Annotated in this window: 16 protein-coding genes and 3 pseudogenes; 14 read left to right on the forward strand and 5 right to left on the reverse strand. The window is 66.8% G+C overall.

What is annotated here, in order from left to right:
* Positions 1-26 precede the first annotated feature (26 nt).
* The gene (locus P0Y64_00265) at positions 27-536 is read left to right on the forward strand and encodes a TlpA disulfide reductase family protein (protein WEK43341.1); all 510 of its coding nucleotides are present in this window, start codon (positions 27-29) and stop codon (positions 534-536) included.
* A gap of 1 nt (position 537) precedes the next feature.
* Here P0Y64_00265 and P0Y64_00270 read toward each other — a convergent pair whose 3' ends face one another.
* Entirely contained in the window at positions 538-1,728 is a 1,191-nt protein-coding gene (locus P0Y64_00270) for a phosphoglycerate kinase (protein WEK43342.1), read from the reverse strand.
* Positions 1,729-1,810: 82 nt separating this feature from the next.
* On the reverse strand, positions 1,811-2,815 hold the full coding sequence (gene gap, locus P0Y64_00275; protein WEK43343.1) for a type I glyceraldehyde-3-phosphate dehydrogenase: 1,005 nt from the start codon (positions 2,813-2,815) through the stop codon (positions 1,811-1,813).
* Between the two features lie 169 nt (positions 2,816-2,984).
* Between gap and P0Y64_00280 the strand changes: the two genes are divergently transcribed.
* The 7 genes from P0Y64_00280 (at position 2,985) to P0Y64_00310 (ending at position 8,169) form a co-directional block, all read left to right on the forward strand.
* Positions 2,985-3,161, forward strand: a complete 177-nt coding sequence (locus P0Y64_00280; GenBank protein ID WEK43344.1) for a hypothetical protein — start codon at positions 2,985-2,987, stop codon at positions 3,159-3,161.
* A complete protein-coding gene (gene zapA, locus P0Y64_00285; GenBank protein ID WEK43345.1) occupies positions 3,161-3,463 on the forward strand; it encodes a cell division protein ZapA in 303 nt (100 codons plus the stop codon). Before P0Y64_00280 ends, zapA begins: the two co-directional genes overlap by 1 nt.
* 187 nt (positions 3,464-3,650) lie before the next feature.
* Positions 3,651-4,202: a 5-formyltetrahydrofolate cyclo-ligase gene (locus P0Y64_00290; protein WEK43346.1), complete on the forward strand. Its 552-nt coding sequence runs from the start codon at positions 3,651-3,653 to the stop codon at positions 4,200-4,202.
* Positions 4,199-4,405, forward strand: coding sequence for a DUF2842 domain-containing protein (locus P0Y64_00295; protein ID WEK43347.1), 207 nt, complete (start codon positions 4,199-4,201; stop codon positions 4,403-4,405). Before P0Y64_00290 ends, P0Y64_00295 begins: the two co-directional genes overlap by 4 nt.
* Before the next feature lie 31 nt (positions 4,406-4,436).
* A complete protein-coding gene (locus P0Y64_00300) occupies positions 4,437-5,540 on the forward strand; it encodes a PA0069 family radical SAM protein (GenBank protein ID WEK43348.1) in 1,104 nt (367 codons plus the stop codon).
* Positions 5,541-5,732: 192 nt separating this feature from the next.
* Entirely contained in the window at positions 5,733-6,962 is a 1,230-nt protein-coding gene (locus tag P0Y64_00305) for a M20 family metallopeptidase (GenBank protein WEK43349.1), read from the forward strand.
* Between the two features lie 67 nt (positions 6,963-7,029).
* Positions 7,030-8,169, forward strand: a complete 1,140-nt coding sequence (locus tag P0Y64_00310; GenBank protein WEK43350.1) for an NAD(P)/FAD-dependent oxidoreductase — start codon at positions 7,030-7,032, stop codon at positions 8,167-8,169.
* Here the strand turns inward: P0Y64_00310 and P0Y64_00315 are convergent.
* Together P0Y64_00315 and P0Y64_00320 are read right to left on the reverse strand one after the other, a co-directional pair.
* Complete coding sequence (locus P0Y64_00315) at positions 8,166-8,984, reverse strand: CoA ester lyase (protein WEK43351.1); 819 nt, start codon at positions 8,982-8,984, stop codon at positions 8,166-8,168. The genes P0Y64_00310 and P0Y64_00315 overlap by 4 nt on opposite strands.
* A gap of 26 nt (positions 8,985-9,010) precedes the next feature.
* Entirely contained in the window at positions 9,011-10,150 is a 1,140-nt protein-coding gene (locus tag P0Y64_00320; GenBank protein ID WEK43352.1) for an aromatic ring-hydroxylating dioxygenase subunit alpha, read from the reverse strand.
* 65 nt (positions 10,151-10,215) lie between these two features.
* Here P0Y64_00320 and P0Y64_00325 point away from each other — a divergent pair, with 65 nt between their 5' ends.
* Positions 10,216-11,547, forward strand: a complete 1,332-nt coding sequence (locus P0Y64_00325) for an MFS transporter (protein ID WEK43353.1) — start codon at positions 10,216-10,218, stop codon at positions 11,545-11,547.
* Positions 11,548-11,552: 5 nt separating this feature from the next.
* Here the strand turns inward: P0Y64_00325 and P0Y64_00330 are convergent.
* Positions 11,553-14,167: pseudogene (locus tag P0Y64_00330) on the reverse strand (sensor histidine kinase KdpD).
* A 259-nt stretch (positions 14,168-14,426) separates the two neighbouring features.
* On the opposite strand from P0Y64_00330, the gene kdpF reads away from it, so the two are divergent.
* The 5 genes and pseudogenes from kdpF (at position 14,427) to kdpB (ending at position 18,268) form a co-directional block, all read left to right on the forward strand.
* The gene (gene kdpF / locus P0Y64_00335; GenBank protein WEK43354.1) at positions 14,427-14,516 is read left to right on the forward strand and encodes a K(+)-transporting ATPase subunit F; all 90 of its coding nucleotides are present in this window, start codon (positions 14,427-14,429) and stop codon (positions 14,514-14,516) included.
* A gap of 365 nt (positions 14,517-14,881) precedes the next feature.
* Positions 14,882-15,040 carry a potassium-transporting ATPase subunit KdpA gene (locus tag P0Y64_00340; protein ID WEK43355.1) on the forward strand — a complete coding sequence of 53 codons (159 nt, stop codon included), beginning with the start codon at positions 14,882-14,884 and terminating at the stop codon, positions 15,038-15,040.
* Positions 15,041-15,348: 308 nt separating this feature from the next.
* Positions 15,349-16,056, forward strand: a pseudogene (locus tag P0Y64_00345) (potassium-transporting ATPase subunit KdpA).
* A 79-nt stretch (positions 16,057-16,135) separates the two neighbouring features.
* Entirely contained in the window at positions 16,136-16,222 is an 87-nt protein-coding gene (locus tag P0Y64_00350) for a hypothetical protein (GenBank protein ID WEK44915.1), read from the forward strand.
* A 13-nt stretch (positions 16,223-16,235) separates the two neighbouring features.
* A pseudogene (gene kdpB / locus P0Y64_00355) lies at positions 16,236-18,268 on the forward strand (potassium-transporting ATPase subunit KdpB).
* Positions 18,269-18,271 lie beyond the last annotated feature (3 nt).

The raw sequence follows: 18,271 nt of genomic DNA on the forward strand, positions 1-18,271 counted from the left end.
CACGGGGATATCGAGGGGACGGTAATATGCGGCGCGCGTTCAGTGGCTTGCTGATGGCGGCGATGCTGATCGCGCCCTCGCAAATCGCCCATGCGCAAAAAGCACCCCATGTCGGAGAGGTCGCGCCCGATTTCGAGCTGACCCTGTTCGAAGGTCAGAAGGGAGAGAAGATCAAGCTGTCCGAGCTGCGCGGCAAGGTCGTCGTGCTCAATTTCTGGGCGACATGGTGCGTGCCGTGCCGCACCGAACTGCCGACGCTTGATGCTTATTATCAGGTCACCCAGAAATACGGCCTGCGCGTTTTCGCCGTGACGACCGAGGATTCATTGCCGCTCTACAAGCTGAAGCCGGTGTTCGCGAAGCTCTCGATTCCGGCGGTGCGGCGGATCAAGGGGCCATATGGCGTCATGACCGGGGTGCCGACCAACTATGTGATCGATCGCTCCGGGGTGGTGCGTTACGCCAAGGCCGGCGCGCTCGATCTCGACACGCTCAACGAGATCATCATCCCGCTGCTGAACGAGCACCCATCCTGAATCAGCGCGTCAGCGCCTTCACGCCGGGCAGCTCCTTGCCCTCCATCCATTCGAGGAATGCGCCCCCGGCGGTGGAGACGAAGGTGAAGGCATCGGCCACACCCGCATGGTTGAGCGCGGCGACGGTATCGCCACCGCCAGCCACCGATACGAGGCTGCCGTCCTGCGTCAGCGCCGCCGCCGTCCGCGCCAGCGCCACCGTAGCGGCATCGAACGGCGCGGTTTCGAACGCGCCGAGCGGGCCGTTCCATACGAGCGTGCGGCAATTCTTGAGCACATCGCCCAATGCCTCCACCGCTGCCGGGCCGACATCGAGGATCATCTCGTCGGCCGCGACCTCATGGACGTTGATTGTCCGCGTCGGCGGATTGGGGCGGAATTCCTTCGCCACCACCACGTCATAGGGCAGATGGACAGTGCAGCCGGCGCGATCCGCCGCCTCGAGAATTTCGTCAGCAGTCCCCGTAAGGTCATGCTCGCACAGGCTTTTGCCGACATTCACGCCACGCGCGGCGAGGAACGTGTTGGCCATGCCGCCGCCGATAATCAGGTGATCGACCTTGGCCACCAGATGCTTCAGCACGTCGAGCTTGGTCGAAACCTTCGCCCCGCCCACAACCGCAGCCACCGGATGTTCGGGGTTGCCCAGCGCCTTCTCCAGAGCGTCCAGCTCGGCCTCCATCGCGCGACCGGCGTGAGCGGGAAGAACCTGCGCCACCCCCACCGTAGAGGCATGGGCGCGATGTGCGGCGGAGAAAGCGTCGTTGACGTAAAGATCGCCAAGCGCGGCAATACGATCAATCACTTCGCGTTCGTTCTTCTCTTCCCCTGAGAAGAAGCGCGTATTCTCCAGCACCGCGATATCGCCCGGCTGAAGCGCGGCGATCGCCTGCTCGGCGCCGTCCCAATCGATGAAATGCACCGGCCGGCCCAGCACCTGGGAATAGGGCTCGACGATCATCGCGAGCGACATGTCCGGATTGGGCTGCCCTTTGGGCCGCCCGAAATGCGCCAGCACCAGCACGACCGCGCCCTTGTCAGCCAGCTCGGCCACTGTCGCTACGGTGGCGCGCAAGCGCGTATCGTCGCTCACCCGGCCATCGGCGAGCGGGACGTTCAGATCCTCGCGGACGAGGACACGCTTGCCATGGATATCCCCGATATCATCGAGCGTACGGAATGGCTTTTGCATGTTTCTTCAGTCCTGATCTGAACGTGGCACTGGGTGGTTGCGCAGGATGCGCCGGCGGATCGCCGGCGCACCCCGCAGCAGCTCAGCCGAGCCGCGCCATCGCGGTGGCGGTATCGACCATGCGGTTCGAGAAGCCCCATTCATTGTCATACCAGCTGACAACGCGCACCAGCTTGCCGTCCAGCACCGCCGTCTCCAGGCTGTCGACGGTCGAGGATGCCGGGGTGTGCATCAGATCGATCGAGACGAGCGGCTCATCGGTATAGTCGAGGATGCCCTTCAGGCGCCCGCTCTCCGATGCGGCCTTGAGGATCTGGTTGACCTCTTCCTTCGTGGTGTCGCGCTTCGGCGTGAAGGTCAGGTCGATCAGGCTGACATCCGGGGTCGGCACGCGGATCGCCGATCCGTCGAGCTTACCCTTCAGCTCCGGCAGCACTTCGCCCACCGCACGCGCGGCGCCGGTGGTGGTGGGGATCATCGACATGCCGGCGGCGCGCGCACGGCGCAGATCGGGGTGGATCTGGTCGAGGATCTTCTGATCGTTGGTGTAAGCGTGGACGGTGGTCATCAGCCCGCGCTCGATGCCGAGCGCGTCGTTGAGGACCTTCGCGACGGGCGCGAGGCAGTTGGTGGTGCACGATGCGTTCGACACGATCGTGTGGCCGGCCTCCAGCTTGTCATCGTTGACGCCGAACACGACGGTCAGATCGACGCCTTTGCCCGGTGCGGAGATCAGCACCTTCTTTGCACCGGCGTCGATATGCTTCTGGCATGCCTCGCGATCAGTGAAGAAGCCGGTGCATTCCAGCACCAGCTCGACGCCCAGTTCCTTGTGCGGCAGGTTCGCGGGATCGCGCTCGGCGGTCACGCGGATGCGCTTGCCGTCGATTACCAGGTCCTGGCCCTCGGCGGTAACCGTGCCCGGCCAGCGGCCATGAACGCTGTCACGCGCGAACAGCCATGCGTTCGATTTGGCGTCAGCGAGATCGTTGATCGCGACCAGTTCGAGGTCCCCGCCCCGCTCCAGCATCGCGCGCGCTACCAGGCGGCCGATGCGCCCGAAACCATTGATCGCAACCTTGGTCATAAGTCCTCTTATCCTCCGGAGACCCATGGTGGGCGGTCCCGATCCGCTGGAATGCGGCCAAACCCCCGTCGCGGGTGCCTTTGCGCGACGGATGCGGCGCGCGTCAACCGCGCAACGGACCAGCGACTGCGGGCTTGTCCCGAAACCGCCATCTTCCTATCCTCGCGCCATGACAGACACCTCGCCGTTGCAACGGATCGAGGCGGCGGTCGCGCGGATCGAAGCCGCCGTCGTCGCCCAGCGCCAGGAAAGCGATTCGCTCGCGCGCCGCCACGCCAAATTGCGTGAAGCGATGGCGACGGCTGTGGACGCGCTGGACGACATCATCTCGCGAGAGGATCGCTGATGGCTACCGTAACGCTGGAGATCGGCGAAAATCGCTGGCCGGTCGCATGCAAGGACGGCGAAGAGGAGCGACTCGAGCAACTGGGTTCGATGATCGCGGATCGCTGGGCCGATGCGCAGCGCGCGTCCGGCAATGCCGGCACGGCGCAGGCGCTGCTGCTCGCCGCGCTGATGCTGGCGGATGATCTGGCCGACGCGAAAGCCGCCGCCCGCGCGCCCGGCGAGACGGCGGCGCTCGACGCGCTGGCCGAAAGGCTCGAATCGCTCGCGACAAGCCTTGAGAAAAATACGGCAAGCGCCTAGATTCACTGGCGGCGGGTTCTGCCCGGTACGAGCCTTCATTATCCCTGAGGCTATTCATCATCCATGGGGGCTGTCCCTGCGCAGATCCTGGTCTGACGTACATGGTCCCCACCTGACGTAACGGGCGTCAGAGGATATTCCGGCATACGGCCATGGCGGTCCCGCCACCCTTCATGACTGACCGGACATGATCGACGAACACGATAAGCGAACGATCCGCGCCGCAGCGCGCGTGGCCCGCAGGGGCTTCGTCGCGATGCACGGCGCGACGGTGCCGTGTCCGGCCGAATTCCGCGCATTGCTGTCACATGGTCTGACAGTCGCCAGTTACATGCCGATCGGCAGCGAGGCCGATCCGGCGCAGCTCGCCCGCGCGGCAGTGGAAGCCGGGTGCGTAATCGCATTGCCGCATGTCATCGACCGCGCGACGCCGATCCGCTTCCTCGCCTGGGATACCGAGGCGGCCTTGGCAGCGGGTCCGTTCGGCCTGTCCCAACCACACCAACACGCCGCCGAACTGGCGCCCGACATCATCCTCACCCCGCTCCTCGCCTTCACGCGCTCGCTCGACCGACTCGGGCAAGGTGCGGGGCATTACGACCGGGCCTTCGCGCGTTTTCCCGATGCGTGGCGGATCGGGGTTGCGCTTTCCGCGCAGGAGGTGAAGGCGCTGCCGGTCGATCCGTGGGACATGCCGCTCCATGCGATCGCAACCGAAAAGGAATGGATCACCTCATGACGCCAAGCTGGCGCAAACCGGCGGGAATGCTCATCATTCTCGCGCTCATCGCGATTTGGTGCGTCGCGGTCGTCAGCCTGTCCGGCATCGTCGGGCAATGGCATTGGGCGTTGCAGCTCATATTCTATGTCTTCACCGGCATTGTCTGGATCACGCCGCTGAAGCCGCTGCTGCGCTGGATGGAAACCGGCCGCTGGCGTTGATGTTCTTATTTTGTTCTGGTAAAGTCAGGCCATGGATCAGGCCCGGCCGCAATCCCGAACCAAGCCGCGCGCGGTGCGCGGCGCGACGCGCAACGACGAAAGCCGTCGCTTCAACCTGCCGCAGACCGAGGCCGATGGCGACTGGCTCGACGAGCGCGAACTGATCGACGGCGAACCGCCAGCACTGCGCACCACCATCACCGTCGAGCGGCCGAAAACGATCATCAGCCGCAACGCCTCCCCCGATCTTCCGTTCGATCGCTCGATCAATCCGTATCGCGGCTGCGAACATGGCTGCATCTATTGCTTCGCCAGGCCGACGCACGCTTATCACGATCTGTCGCCCGGTCTCGATTTCGAGACGAAGCTGTTCGCGAAGCCCGATGCGGCGGCATTGCTGCGCGCGGAACTCGGCAAACGCGGCTACATCTGCCAGCCGATCGCAATGGGGACGAACACCGATCCCTATCAGCCGATCGAGCGCGAATGGCGCATCACCCGGAGCATTATCGAGGTGCTGGCGGAATGTGATCACCCGCTGCTCATCACCACCAAATCGGATCGCGTGGTGCGCGATCTCGATCTGCTCGCGCCGATGGCCGCAAAGGGGCTGGTAGCGGTGGCGGTCTCCGTCACATCGCTTCGCCCGCGCATCGCGATGACGATCGAGCCGCGCGCCCCACATCCAGAACGTCGACTCGCGGCGGTGCGCAAGCTCGCGGACGCGGGCGTGCCTGTTTACGTCAACATGGCCCCGGTGATTCCCGCGATAACCGACGACGAGGTGGAGGCGATCGTCGCGCGCGCTGCAGAGGCCGGCGCGCGCGGTGTCTCGTTCATCCCGGTGCGTCTGCCGTGGGAGGTCGCGCCGCTGTTCCGCGCTTGGCTTGACGAGCATTTCCCGGATCGCGCGGGCAAGGTGATGTCGATCATCCAGTCGATGCGCGGCGGTGGCAAGGACAATGACCCCGGCTTTTTCAGCCGGATGCGCGGGCAAGGACCGTGGGGCGATCTGCTGCGCACCCGGTTCCTGATCGCGCGCCGCCGCGCCGATATCGATCGCAATGGCGAGAAGATGCAACTTCGCACCGATCTGTTCCGGCCGCCACGCGGGCCGCAGGGGGAGTTGTTCTAGGCTCGATCGACCTCCGCGGGGATCGGTCAGCCCGGCCGGGTCGCAAGGATATTGTCACCGGAACTGCTGCCGGGCACCGATCGCGCGGCGGCTCCGATCCCCGGCAACCCCCATCACGCCCCTCAAATTCCTCCTCGGGGCTGGACCCTCCGCGCGAGCCGGGCGTAGGATCATCGGCAAAGGAGCATTGCCATGACCACCACGATCGACCGCCGCACCGACTGGACCGCCATCGGCGCGGGGGAACTCGCGGACGTCATCGCGCTGCGCCGCGCGATCCATGCCGAGCCGGAAATCGGCAACCACTGCCCGCGCACCACGGAGAAGCTGAAGGCCGCGCTCGCAGGCCTGCCGCTTGAGATTCATGACAGCACCTCCACCACCGGGTTCGTCGCGATCCTGCGTGGCGGCCGCGCCGGCGAAGGCAGCAACACGCGCACCGTATTGCTGCGCGGCGACATGGACGCATTGCCGATGTCGGAGGAAACCGGGCTCGATTTCGCCTCCACCATCCCCGGCGCGATGCACGCCTGCGGCCATGACGCGCACAGCGCGATGCTGGCGGGTGCGGCCAAGGCGTTGTGCGCGCGCAAGGACGAGCTTGGCGGCACCGTCGTCTTCATGTTCCAGCCCGGCGAAGAGGGGCACCATGGCGCGCGCTGCATGATCGAGGACGGGCTGCTCGATATCGCGCGGCCCGATGCGGCCTTTGCGCTGCATATCTCGCCCAATGCCCCCGCGGGTGTGTTCGTCGGGCGCGAAGGCCCGCTCCTCGCCTCCACCGACACGGTTCATGCCACGATTCGCGGCAAGGGCGGCCATGCCGCGATGCCGCACGATTGCCTCGATCCGATCCCGGTGGCGTGCGAGATCGTCGGCGCGATCCAGACGTTCATCGCGCGCCGCGTCCCCGTATCCGATCCGGCGGTGCTGACGATCACCCAGATCCACGCCGGCTCGTCGCACAACATCATCCCCGACGATGTGAAACTGATGGGCACGCTGCGCACGCTGTCCGAATCGACGCGGGAGACGATGCGCGCCGCCTTCCGCCGCATCGCGGCGGACGTGGCGGCCGCACACGGCTGCACCGCCGAGGTGGAGATCGACGAAGGCTATCCCGTCACGATGTGCGATCCGCGCGCGACCGGGCTGGTGCGCACCCTCGCCGGTGAAATCTCGGGCGAGCGCGGCTGGTCCGAAATGCCCACGCCGATGATGGGGGGCGAGGATTTCTCCTATGTGCTGCGCGAGGTGCCGGGGGCGATGGCCTTCATCGGCGTCGCGCCCGACGGCAGCGATCCGCGCACCAATCCGCCGCTCCACAACACCAAGATGACGATCGAGGAAACGACGATGGCAAAGGGCGTGGCGATGCATTGCGCGGCCGCCGAACGCTATCTCGCCAACGGGTTCGACTGAGCCTCCACCGCTGACGTACAGGATTGCGATCGCCGGCTGCGGGCCGGCCGGGCTTGCCGCTGCGCTGTTGCTGGCGCGCGACGGGCATCGCCCTACCATCTTCGAGCGGTTCGAAACGCCGCAGCCGGTCGGCTCCGGGCTGATGCTCCAGCCGGTCGGGCTGGCGGTGCTTGGCGAACTTGGGCTGGCCGACACGCTGATAACACGCGGCGCCCGGATCGACCGGTTGTTCGGTCGCGCGGGACGCAGCGTGGTGCTCGACGTGCGCTATGGCGCACTCGGGCGGCGCGCGGGCTTCGGCGTCGGCATCCACCGCGCGAGCCTGTTCGCGACGTTGCATGACGCGGCCAGCGCGGCCGGCATCCCGATCGAAGCCGGCCGCGCCATCTCCGCATCTCGCCATGATCGCGACGGTCGGCGCCTGATCTTCGCGGATGGCGGCGATAGCGCGCCGTTCGATCTTGTGATCGACGCGCTCGGCAGCCGTTCGGCGCTCGCCCCGCCCAGCAATGGCGCGCTCACTTATGGCGCGTTGTGGGCGAGCCTCGACTGGCCGGGCACGCCGTTCGACACGTGCGCGCTCGAACAACGCTATTACCGTGCGAGCCGCATGACGGGCGTGCTGCCGATCGGCATTCCGCCGGGCGCGGCGAGCGAGAAAGCCGCCTTCTTCTGGTCGCTCCGCCGCGATCGGCTCGACGACTGGCGCGCGGCCGGCCTGACCGTGTGGAAGGAAGAGGTACGTGCGCTCTGGCCCGCGACCGAACCGCTGCTCGCGCAGATCACCGACGCGGAACAGCTTACTTTTGCGCAATACGCGCATCGCACTCTCGCAACGCCGGCCGAGCCCGCGCTTATCCACATCGGCGACGCCTGGCATTCGACCAGCCCGCAACTGGGTCAAGGCGTCAATATGGCATTGCTCGACGCATGGGCGGTGGCGAAGGCGCTGCGCGAGCGGGAGGAGATCGCCGACGCGCTGCCCCATGCGATCGCGCTGCGACGACGGCATGTCGCGCTCTATCAGGCGATGAGCCGGCTATTCACCCCAGTCTATCAATCCGACAGCCGGATGCTGCCGATGCTCCGCGACTGGCTGGTCGGCCCGCTCTCCCGCATCTGGCCCGCGACGCTGATTCAAGCCGCGATGGTCAGCGGACTGGCCGGCAACCCGCTTCCGGTTCTGGGACTGGACGCGCGCGACTAATCCGCCGCCGCCGCCGCAATCGCCAGCGTTCGCCGCGCATCATCGCGGTGGAGCAATTCCACCATCTTGCCCGCCACGCGGATCGCGCCCTTCCCCGCATTGGCGGGATCGTCGAACGCCGCGACCACATCGCGCGCCCACGCCACCTCATCCTCGCTCGGCGAGAAGACGGCATTCGCTGGCGCGATCTGCGAGGGGTGGATCAGCGTCTTGCCGTCGAAGCCCCATGCCAACCCCTGCCGGCATTCCGCCTCGATCCGCGCGGGATCGTCGATCGCGTTGCAAACGCCGTCCAGCGCAGCGATCCCCGCCATCCGCGCGCACAGCACGAGATTGCTCATCGCCGGGAGCAGCGGCGCACGGTCAACGCCAGGACGGCAACGCATTTCCTTGGCGAGATCGTTCGGCCCGAGCACCAGCGCGGCCAGCCCGGTTTCCGCCGCCACCGCGACGATCGCGGGCAGGTCGACGATCCCCCGGCACGTCTCGATCATCGCCCATAACGCGGGCCCTGCGCCCAGCGCGGCGCGCGCCTCGCGCAGCGTTTCGGGCGACGAGACCTTGGGCAGCAGCACCGCGTCAGGGCGCACGCTGGCGATTGCCGCGAGATCTCCAGCGCCCCATTCGCTATCGAGGCCGTTCGCGCGCACCACCAGTTCGCGCCGGCCAAAGCCGTTGTCGCGCACCGCCGCAACCGCTTGTTCGCGCGCGATTTCCTTCTGGTCGGGTGAGACCGCATCCTCCAGATCGAGAATCACCACGTCGCAATCCAGCCCGCGCGCCTTCTCGATCGCCCGTGCATTGGATGCGGGCATGAACAGCGCGCTGCGCCTTGGTCGAATCAAAGTTTTGCCTCCACAGCATCATGAAACTGGCGGATGCCCGCCTCCAGCGAACCCAGCGTCACACGCTCGATTGCGCCGGACTCCAGGCCCTCCTGCCCCAAAGCGGCGGCGCGGAAATCCTCGCTGCCGAACACGCCGCCATCGAGCAGCGCCCAGCTTTTTTCCCAATGCCGCAGCGCCTTTTCGGTCGCGGGCGGCTCTGGAATCAACATGAAATCCTCCACCAGCACCCGATCGTGCGCCTGTGGCATCATCACCATCAGGTTCACATAATCGGGGCTGACGATCAGCACTGTGCCGGGGAACATCTGATAGGTATAGGTGATCGCGGAGCGCAACGTCGGCCAGTCGCCGGCGCGCACCGCCGCCTCCTCCACATCGCGGCCAACGGCGGAGCGCTGGTGCGGGCCGATCGTGTCTGCGGTCGATACGCCGTCCTTGAAGAACGGGCCGATCGTGTTCGCGTGGAGCCGCAGCACGTGATAGCTCTCAAGGAACGCATCCATGATGAGCTTCCAGTTCGCCGGCACATCATGCGTCCGCCGCTTGAACAGATGCAGCCCGGCAAGCCCGAAGGCATCGAAATCATGCCCCAGCGCATCGGCCTCGGCGAAATCCGCAGCTTCGTCGAACGAGAACCAGATCAGGCCGCCAGCTTCACGCGTCGGCAGGCGTTTCAGGCCATATTCGTCCTTGTCGAGCCCCGGAAATGCGTCCGTACGTGGCAGGCCGGTCAGCCGCCCGTCGAGCGCATAGGTCCAGGCGTGATACGGGCAGACCAGCCGCGACCCGCACACCACCTCCTCGCCCTCCACCAGCCGCGTCCCGCGATGGCGGCACACGTTGAGGAAGACATGCGCCTCCCCCGCCTTGTCGCGCGTGATGAGCAGCGGCTTGCCGAAGCCGTCATGCGGCACCGCCATGTTCGGCTCCGGCAACAATGCGGATGGCGCGATCACCAATGGCACGCGGGAGAAAATGCGCGCCTGCTCCGCCATATGCCGCGCGGGATCGGTATAGGCCGCCGCGTCGACATAAGTGATGCGCGGGGCGCGGGCGGTGCCCCCATCGGCCAGCGCAGCCGCGAGCGCGAGTTGCCCGGGCGTTGGCTGGAGGCGGCCGGCTGGTGCGTTCATGGCTGTCCTCTCGATCTTTTCCGGCTAAGTGTCGCGAAACCGCGCGCGGGGAGCAAGGGCAAGCGATGAATATAGGCGTTGAGCGGACATGGGTCGATGGCGTGAAGCCCTATGCCGAAAAGGCCCCGCTCGCCGCGCTGGCGCTCGGCATCTCATCGGGCTTCCCCTATGCGATGATCGGCGCGACGCTTACCACCCGGCTGGCGCAGGACGGGATCGACAAGAAGACGGTCACCGCATTCAGCCTCGCCTTCCTCGTCTATAACCTCAAATTCCTGTGGGCCTGGGTGGTCGATGGCGTGCGGCTGCCGGTGATCGGGCGGCTGGGACAGCGCGTCTCATGGCTGCTTCTCGCGGGGGTGCTGGTGATCGCCGCGGTCGCCAACCTCGCCTTTGTCGATCCAAGAGCGGATATCGCCGCGACCGCGCTGGCGGCGATCCTCGTCGGGGCGGCGGGCGCCACGTTCGATATCGTGATCGATGCCTATCGCATCGAGATACTCGAGCCGCGCCAGCTCGGCGTCGGCGCGGGGATGAGCCAATATGGCTGGCGGATCGGTTCCGCCGGCGCGGGCGCGCTCGCGCTGGTGATCGCGGCGCGCGGCGGCTGGGAATATGCCTATCTCATCTGCGCCTGCTTCGCATTTCCCGCGATGCTCGCCGGATTGATCGTCGGCGAACCTGAGCGCCGACACGTGGTTGCGGAGCGCAAGGGGCTTTCTGCCGCGCTGGAGGCGATATGGCGGCCGTTCGTGCAATTCTTCGCGCGGCCCGGCGCGTTCGTGATCCTCGCCTTTATCCTGATCCACAAGATAGGCGACACGCTGGCGAACCTCACCTTCCGCCTGCTGTTCGACGATCTGAAATTCACCAATGACGAAATCGCCTTTTACGACGTGGGCCTGGGCTTCTGGGCCTATCTCGTCGGCATCTTCGTCGGCGGCATTCTTTATGCGCGGATGGGGCTGAAGCGCTCGGTGTTGCTCGCGCTCGTCCTGATGATGGTGTCGAACCTGAGCTTCGCCGGCCTTGCCGCCGCCGGTCATTCAAACCTCGGCATGGCGGGTGCGATCGGGTTCGAGAATTTCGCCAGCGGCTTCGGCGGGGTGGCGGTGGTCGCCTATTTCTCCGCGCTGTGCGATCTGCGCTTCACGGCGGCGCAATATGCGCTGATCTCGGCCGCCGCGAGCATCCTTGGCCGGATCGTGACCGGCACCACGGCCGGTGGGCTGATCGAGGCGATGGGCTATGTGAACTTCTATCTGTTCACCACCATCATCGCGCTGCCCGGCGTGCTGCTGTTCTGGTGGATGAGCCACACCGGCATGATCGATCGCTCGATCGGCAGCGCGGGCACCACCGGCGAAGGCGACGTGCGGGAGGAAGAAGCGCTCTAACCGCGCTATTTCAGATCGAAGTCCAGCGTGAACACCGCGCCGCCCTCGGCGGCGTCGCTGGCGCCGATCTTCACCCGCATCGCCTCCGCGAAGCTGCGTGCGATAGCGAGGCCGAGCCCACTGCCACCGCGACTGTCCGATCCGGTGCCGCGCGCGAAGGCATCGAACAGTGCCTCCGCCCCGCCCGGCGGCAGACCGGGCCCCTGATCTGCGATCGACAGCCGCACCCCTTGGGGTAAGCGGGCGCCGGCGATCGTCACCCGCCCCGCGCCATGCGTCGCGGCATTGGTCAGCAGATTGAGCAGGATATGATGCAGCAATCGCGGATCGGCCGGCACCAGCGGCAGATCGGGCGGCACGCGGAAATCGACCCGCGCGTCCGGCAGCAGATCGCGCACGTCATGCACCGCGCCGGCCACCGCGTCGGTCAGGTCGACCGGCTCGATCGCCGCCGCCAGTGTCCCGCTGTCGATCCGCACCATCTCGATCAGATTGGCGAGGAAACGCCTTAGCCGCGCCAGCTCCGCGCGCGCGATCACCACCGCTGGCTCGCCCGCATGATTTGCCGCGATCGCGTCGATCGCGGTGCTCACTGCCGTCAACGGCGTACGCAAATCGTGGCCGATCGAGGAAAGCAACGCGGAGCGCAGCCGATCGCGCTCCTCGATCACCTTCACCTCGCGCAACTGGTCCTCCAGCCGCAGCCGCTCATGCGCCAGCGCCGCCTGCCCCAGCAACGTCGAGAGCAGCGTCGCGCGCGTCGCCGGCACCGGCGGCCCGCCGTCGTTTCGCGCCAGTGCGACCACGGCGAGCGTGCCCAGCGTTGTGCGCAGCGGGTGGAACTGCCAGTCCGCCGCGTTGAGCGTGCCGGTGTCGCATCCGGTCACCTCGCCCCGGCTCCACGCCCATTCGGCCGCCGCGCGATCGACCGGGCTAAGGTTAGGCGTATCGGGTGGACAGGCGGAGACGATCGCCAGCTTGCCCTCCGGCTCGGCCAGCAAGAGCACCGACACGTCAAGCGTCCGCGCCAGCTCGTTGCACACCGTATCGCCAGTCGTCTGCCAGTCCGAACAGCGCGCCAGCGCCTGCCCGAACGCAGCCACCGCCGCATTCTCAATCGCACTGCGCGCGCCGATCGAGGCGCGCACGCGCAGCCGGTCGGCAAGGCTCGCGACGAACACCGCGATCGCCAGCAGCACGATCACGGTCAGCACGCTCTGCGGATCGGCGATCGTGAAGGTGTAGATCGGCGGGAGGAAGAAGAAATTATAGGCGAGCCCGGCGAGCGCTCCGGTCGCGATCCCAGGCCAGCGCCCGAACAATAGCGAGATCAGGATCACCGGCAGCAGATAGATGAGATCGATCGCCCCAGTGCCGATCACCGGCTCCACCACCGTCGCCAGCGCCGTGGTGGCCGCCACCGCCGCCACGCCCGCGCCCATCCCGCGCCAGTCGATCTGCCGCGACACCCGTTCCGGGCGAGTAGGCGGCGCGACCTCCGATGGAATGACATGCACCGCCAGCCCCTCGCTGTGGCGCAGCAATTGTTCGACCACCGATCCATGACGCAGCTCGAACCACCAGCTTCGCCGTGAGCGTCCGAGCACAAGCTGCGTCGCGCGCATCCCCTCGATATGCGTCGTCAGCCCCTCCATCACCGTTTCCGCCGGCACGCTGGCGATGGTGGCCCCAAGGCTCGCCGCGAGTTGCAGCGCCTCCGCTACACGGCGCCGGTCGTCCGCCCCGAACGCCGCCGAGCGCGGCGTTTCGATATGCGCCGCCTGCCATGGCGCGCGCAGCGCGTCCGCCAGGCGCTTGCCCGCGCGGACCAGCGCATCGCCGCCGGGAAGCTCGCTCACCGCCACCAGCACGCGCTCGCCGCCGGCGAAAGTGCCCGAGACGGCGTGCGCATCGAGGAAATCCACGAGGCTGCGGTCGACACTCTGCGCCGCACGACGCAGCGCCATCTCTCGCAGCGCGGAGAGGTTTTCCTTGGAAAAAAAGTGCCCCAGCGCGCGCGTCGCTTCGGCCGGGACATAAACCTTGCCCTCCTTCAGCCGCTCGATCAGCTCATCGGGCGGCAGATCGACCACCTCGATCTCCGCGCCTTCCAGTACGTGATCGGGCACCGTCTCGCGGATGCGCACCGCGGGTGAAGCTCGCCACCACATCGCCCAGGCTTTCGACATGCTGGATGTTGAGCGTGGTATGTACGTCGATCCCGGCGTCGAGCAGTTCCTGCACGTCCTGCCAGCGTTTGGCGTGCCGGCAGCCTTCGGCATTGGTGTGGGCCAGTTCGTCGACCAGTGCGAGGCGCGGCGCGCGCGCCAGCACCGCATCGAGATCCATCTCCTCCAGCACATGCCCCGCGATGCTCGATCCGCTGGCGCGGGATCACCGGCAGCGGCGCGACGAGCCGCTGGGTGTCCGCGCGCCCGTGCGTTTCGACCACCGCGATCACCACGTCGACCCCGGCGGCAAGGCGCTCCGCCCCCTCCCGCAGCATCTCGAATGTCTTGCCGACGCCGGGGGCCGCGCCGAGGAATATCTTCAGCCGCCCGCGCTTCTCCCGCGCGGCGGCGCGGAGCAAGGCTTCCGGCGATGGGCGGCGATCGGTCAACACTTGCTCCTTGCAACCCAAGGTTGGCGGAAAACAGCGCCGGAATCACCCATTAGCGCGCGATCTTTACGCGATCCTTATGCGAAACACCCGTTTTCCCCCGCGAAACCTTATGCGCCCGCGCCCTAATTGATGCACCGACGCCGCATCCCGCGGCCGCGAGGCATCCTCATGTCCGATCTTCTGTGGCTTGCAGTGCTGGGTGGGCTGTTCCTGCTCACCATCGTCTTCGTGCGCCTTTGCGACGTGGCGTGACACGATGACGATCCATCTGTGGCTTGCCGGCCTCACCGCCCTCGCATTGCTCGCCTATCTCGTCGCCGTCCTCGTGCGGCCGGAGCGGTTCTGACATGACCGCGCAGGGCTGGGCATTGATCGCCCTTTTCATCGCTATCCTCGGCGTCACCACCAAACCGATCGGGTTGTGGCTGTTCGCGCTTTATGAAGGACGGCGCACCCCGCTTCATGTCGTGCTGGGGCCGGTCGAGCGTGGCTTCTACCGGCTATCCGGCGTCGATCCCGCGAAGGAACAGGGCTGGCGCGCCTATGCGTTGCATATGCTGCTGTTCCAGCTCGCGACCGCGCTGCTGACCTATTTCCTGCTTCGCGTGCAGGGATGGCTGCCGCTTAACCCGCGCGGCCTGCCGGGCCTTGGCGCGGATGGCGCGATGAACGCGGCGATCTCGTTCGTCACCAACACCAACTGGCAATGCTATGGCGGCGAGAGCACCGTGTCCTACCTCAGCCAGATGCTCGGCGCTGACGATCCACAACTTCCTCTCGGCCGCAACCGGCATCGCGATCGCGTTCGCATTGTTCCGCGGGTTCGCGCGCCGCGATGCGCGACGGTCGGCAATTTCTGGGCCGATCTGACGCGCGTCACGCTCTACGTCCTGCTGCCGATCTGCGTCGTCTATGCGCTGTATCTGTCTGGCCGGCGTGCCGCAGACCTTCGCCGCCTCGTCGATGCGCACACCCTGGAGGGCGCGAAGCAGACGATCGCTCTCGGCCCGGTCGCCAGCCAGGATCGCGATCAAGATGCTCGGCACCAATGGCGGCGGCTTCTTCAACGCCAATTCCGCGCATCCGTTCGAGAACCCGACCGCGCTGACCAACCTTGTCCAGATGCTGTCGATCTTCGCTGCATCGGCGCCGGCCTTACCTACACTTTCGGCCAGGCGGTGGACGAACGCGGCAGGGCTGGGCGATCCTCGCCGCGATGGGCGATCCTGTTCCTCGTCGGCGTCGACGGTCGCTTATGGCAGGACGGCGCATTCCACGCCGCTGATGCACCGCTCGGCATCGCCGGCGGCAATATGGAGGGCAAGGAGGTGCGCTTCGGCGTCATCGGCTCCGCGCTGTTCGCGGTGGTCGACGACGGCGGCCTCATGCGGCGCGGTCAATGCCATGCACGACAGCTTTACGGCGCTGGGCGGCATGATCCCGATGTTCAACATGCAGCTGGGCGAGGTCGTCGTCGGCGGCGTCGGCGCGGGCATCTACGGCTTCCTGCTGTTCGCGATCCTCGCCGTGTTCGTCGCCGGGCTGATGGTGGGCCGCACGCCGGAATATGTCGGCAAGAAGATCGAGGCGCGCGAGGTGAAGCTCGCCGTGCTGGCGATGCGGTGCTGCCGCTGATGATCCTCGGCTGCAGCGCGATCGCGGCGTCTCGCCCGCCGGGCTCGCCGGGCCGCTCAACAAGCGGGCCGCACGGCTTCTCGGAGATGCTCTACGCCTTCTCCTCGGCCACGGCCAACAACGGCTCGGCCTTCGCAGGGCTGAGCGCGGGCACACCGTTCTACAATCGGCTGCTCGGCGTCGCGATGTGGATCGGGCGCTTCTTCATCATCGTGCCGATGCTGGCGATCGCGGCAGCCTCGCGGCGCAAGAACGCATACGCCCGAGCACCGGCACGTTCCCCACCACCGGTGCCGCTGTTCGTCGGGCTGCTCGTCGGCGATCATCCTGATCGTCGGCGGCCTCACCTTCCTGCCCGGCCTCGCGCTGGGCCCGATCGCCGATCATCTCACCGGCACCGCCGGTCAGCTCTTCTGAAGGCTGTCACATCATGGCCACCGCAACCTCGATGTTCTCCCCCGCGCTCGTGATGCCCGCGATCGGCGATGCCTTTCGCAAGCTCGATCCGCGTGCGCTGGTGAAAAACCCGATCCTTTTCGTCACCGCCTGTGTCGCTTTGTTGCTCACTCTATTCCTCGTCATCGGCGGCGAGCAGGTGTCGATCGGCTTCCTCGCGCAGCTCATCGTGTGGCTGTGGCTGACGGTGCTATTCGGCACGTTCGCCGAGGCGCTGGCGGAGGGGCGCGGCCGTGCGCAGGCCGCGTCGCTGCGCGCCACCAAGTCGGAGCTGCGCGCAAAACTGCTCACCGGCATCGGCGAAACATGGGAATTGGTCGCCGCCACCCAGCTTGAGAAAGGCGAGCTGGTGCTGGTCGAAACCGGCGACCTGATCCCAGCCGACGGCGAGGTGGTGTACGGCGTAGCTAGCGTCAACGAAGCCGCGATCACCGGCGAAAGCGCGCCCGTAATCCGCGAGGCCGGTGGCGATCGTTCCGCCGTCACCGCCGGTACGCGCGTCATCTCCGATCGGATCAAAGTGCGCGTCACCGCCGAGCCGGGGCACGGCTTCCTCGATCGCATGATCGCGCTGGTCGAAGGAGCGGAGCGGCAGAAGACGCCGAATGAGGTGGCGCTCACCATACTGCTCGTCGGCCTGACGATCATCTTCCTGATCGCGGTCGGCACGATCCCGAGCTTCGCTCATTATGCCGGCGGCAGCGTGCCAGTGGCGATCCTCGCCGCGTTGCTGATCACGCTGATCCCCACCACCATCGCGGCACTCCTTTCCGCGATCGGCATCGCGGGCATGGACCGGCTGGTTCGGTTCAACGTGCTCGCCAAATCCGGTCGTGCGGTGGAGGCGGCGGGCGATTGCGACGTGCTGCTGCTCGACAAGACCGGCACTATCACGATCGGCGATCGGCAGGCCAATGCGTTCAGCCCGCTCACGGGCATCGACGAACATGCGCTGGCCGAGGCCGCGTTGCTCGCCAGCCTTGCCGACGAAACGCCGGAAGGCCGCTCGATCGTCGCGCTCGCGCGGGAGAGGTTCGGGCTGTCGCAGCCGCTGCCCGAAGGCGCCGAGGTGATCCCCTTCACCGCGCAGACGCGACTCTCTGGTCTCAGCTTCGGCGGTGATCTCGTGCAGAAGGGCGCCGTCGATTCAATCCTGCGTGCCCACCCCGATCTCGCTGGCACCGTCGCCGCCACCGAGCTGCGGCAATCGACCGATGAGATCGCCCGCGCCGGACGGACCCCGCTCGCGGTGGTCCGCAACGGGCGGCTGCTCGGGTGCGGTCGCGCTCAAGGACGTAGTGAAGGCCGGCGTCCGCGAGCGTTTCGCGGAGCTGCGTCGCATGGGCATCCGCACCGTGATGATCACCGGCGACAACCCGCTCACCGCTGCCGCGATCGCCGCCGAAGCCGGCGTCGACGATTTCCTCGCCGAGGCGACACCCGAGGATAAGCTCGCGCTGATCCGCACGCGAGCAGCATGGCGGCAAGCCTCGTCGCCATGTGCGGCGACGGCACCAACGATGCCCCAGCGCTCGCACAGGCAGACGTCGGCGTCGCGATGAACACCGGTACCCAGGCCGCGCGCGAGGCGGGCAATATGGTCGACCTCGACAGCGACCCGACCAAACTGATCGAGATCGTCGGGCTCGGGCAAACAGCTGCTGATGACGCGCGGCGCGCTTGACCACCTTCTCGGTCGCCAATGACGTAGCCAAATACTTCGCGATCATTCCGGCGATGTTCGTCGCGCTCTATCCCGGGCTCGCCGTGCTCAACGTGATGCGCCTCGCGAGCCCGCGCAGCGCGATCCTGTCCGCGATCATTTTCAACGCGCTGATCATTCCGGCGCTGGTGCCGCTGGCGCTGCGCGGCGTGCGTTACAAGCCGATGGGCGCGGGACCGATGCTAGCGCGCAATCTGGCGATTTACGGTGTCGGTGGGCTGGCTGCGCCCTTCGTCGGTATCAAGCTGATCGATCTCGCGGTCAGCGCACTCCATCTCGTCTGAAGG

It is taken from the genome of Candidatus Sphingomonas colombiensis, from assembly GCA_029202845.1.
GTDB lineage: Bacteria > Pseudomonadota > Alphaproteobacteria > Sphingomonadales > Sphingomonadaceae > Sphingomonas > Sphingomonas colombiensis.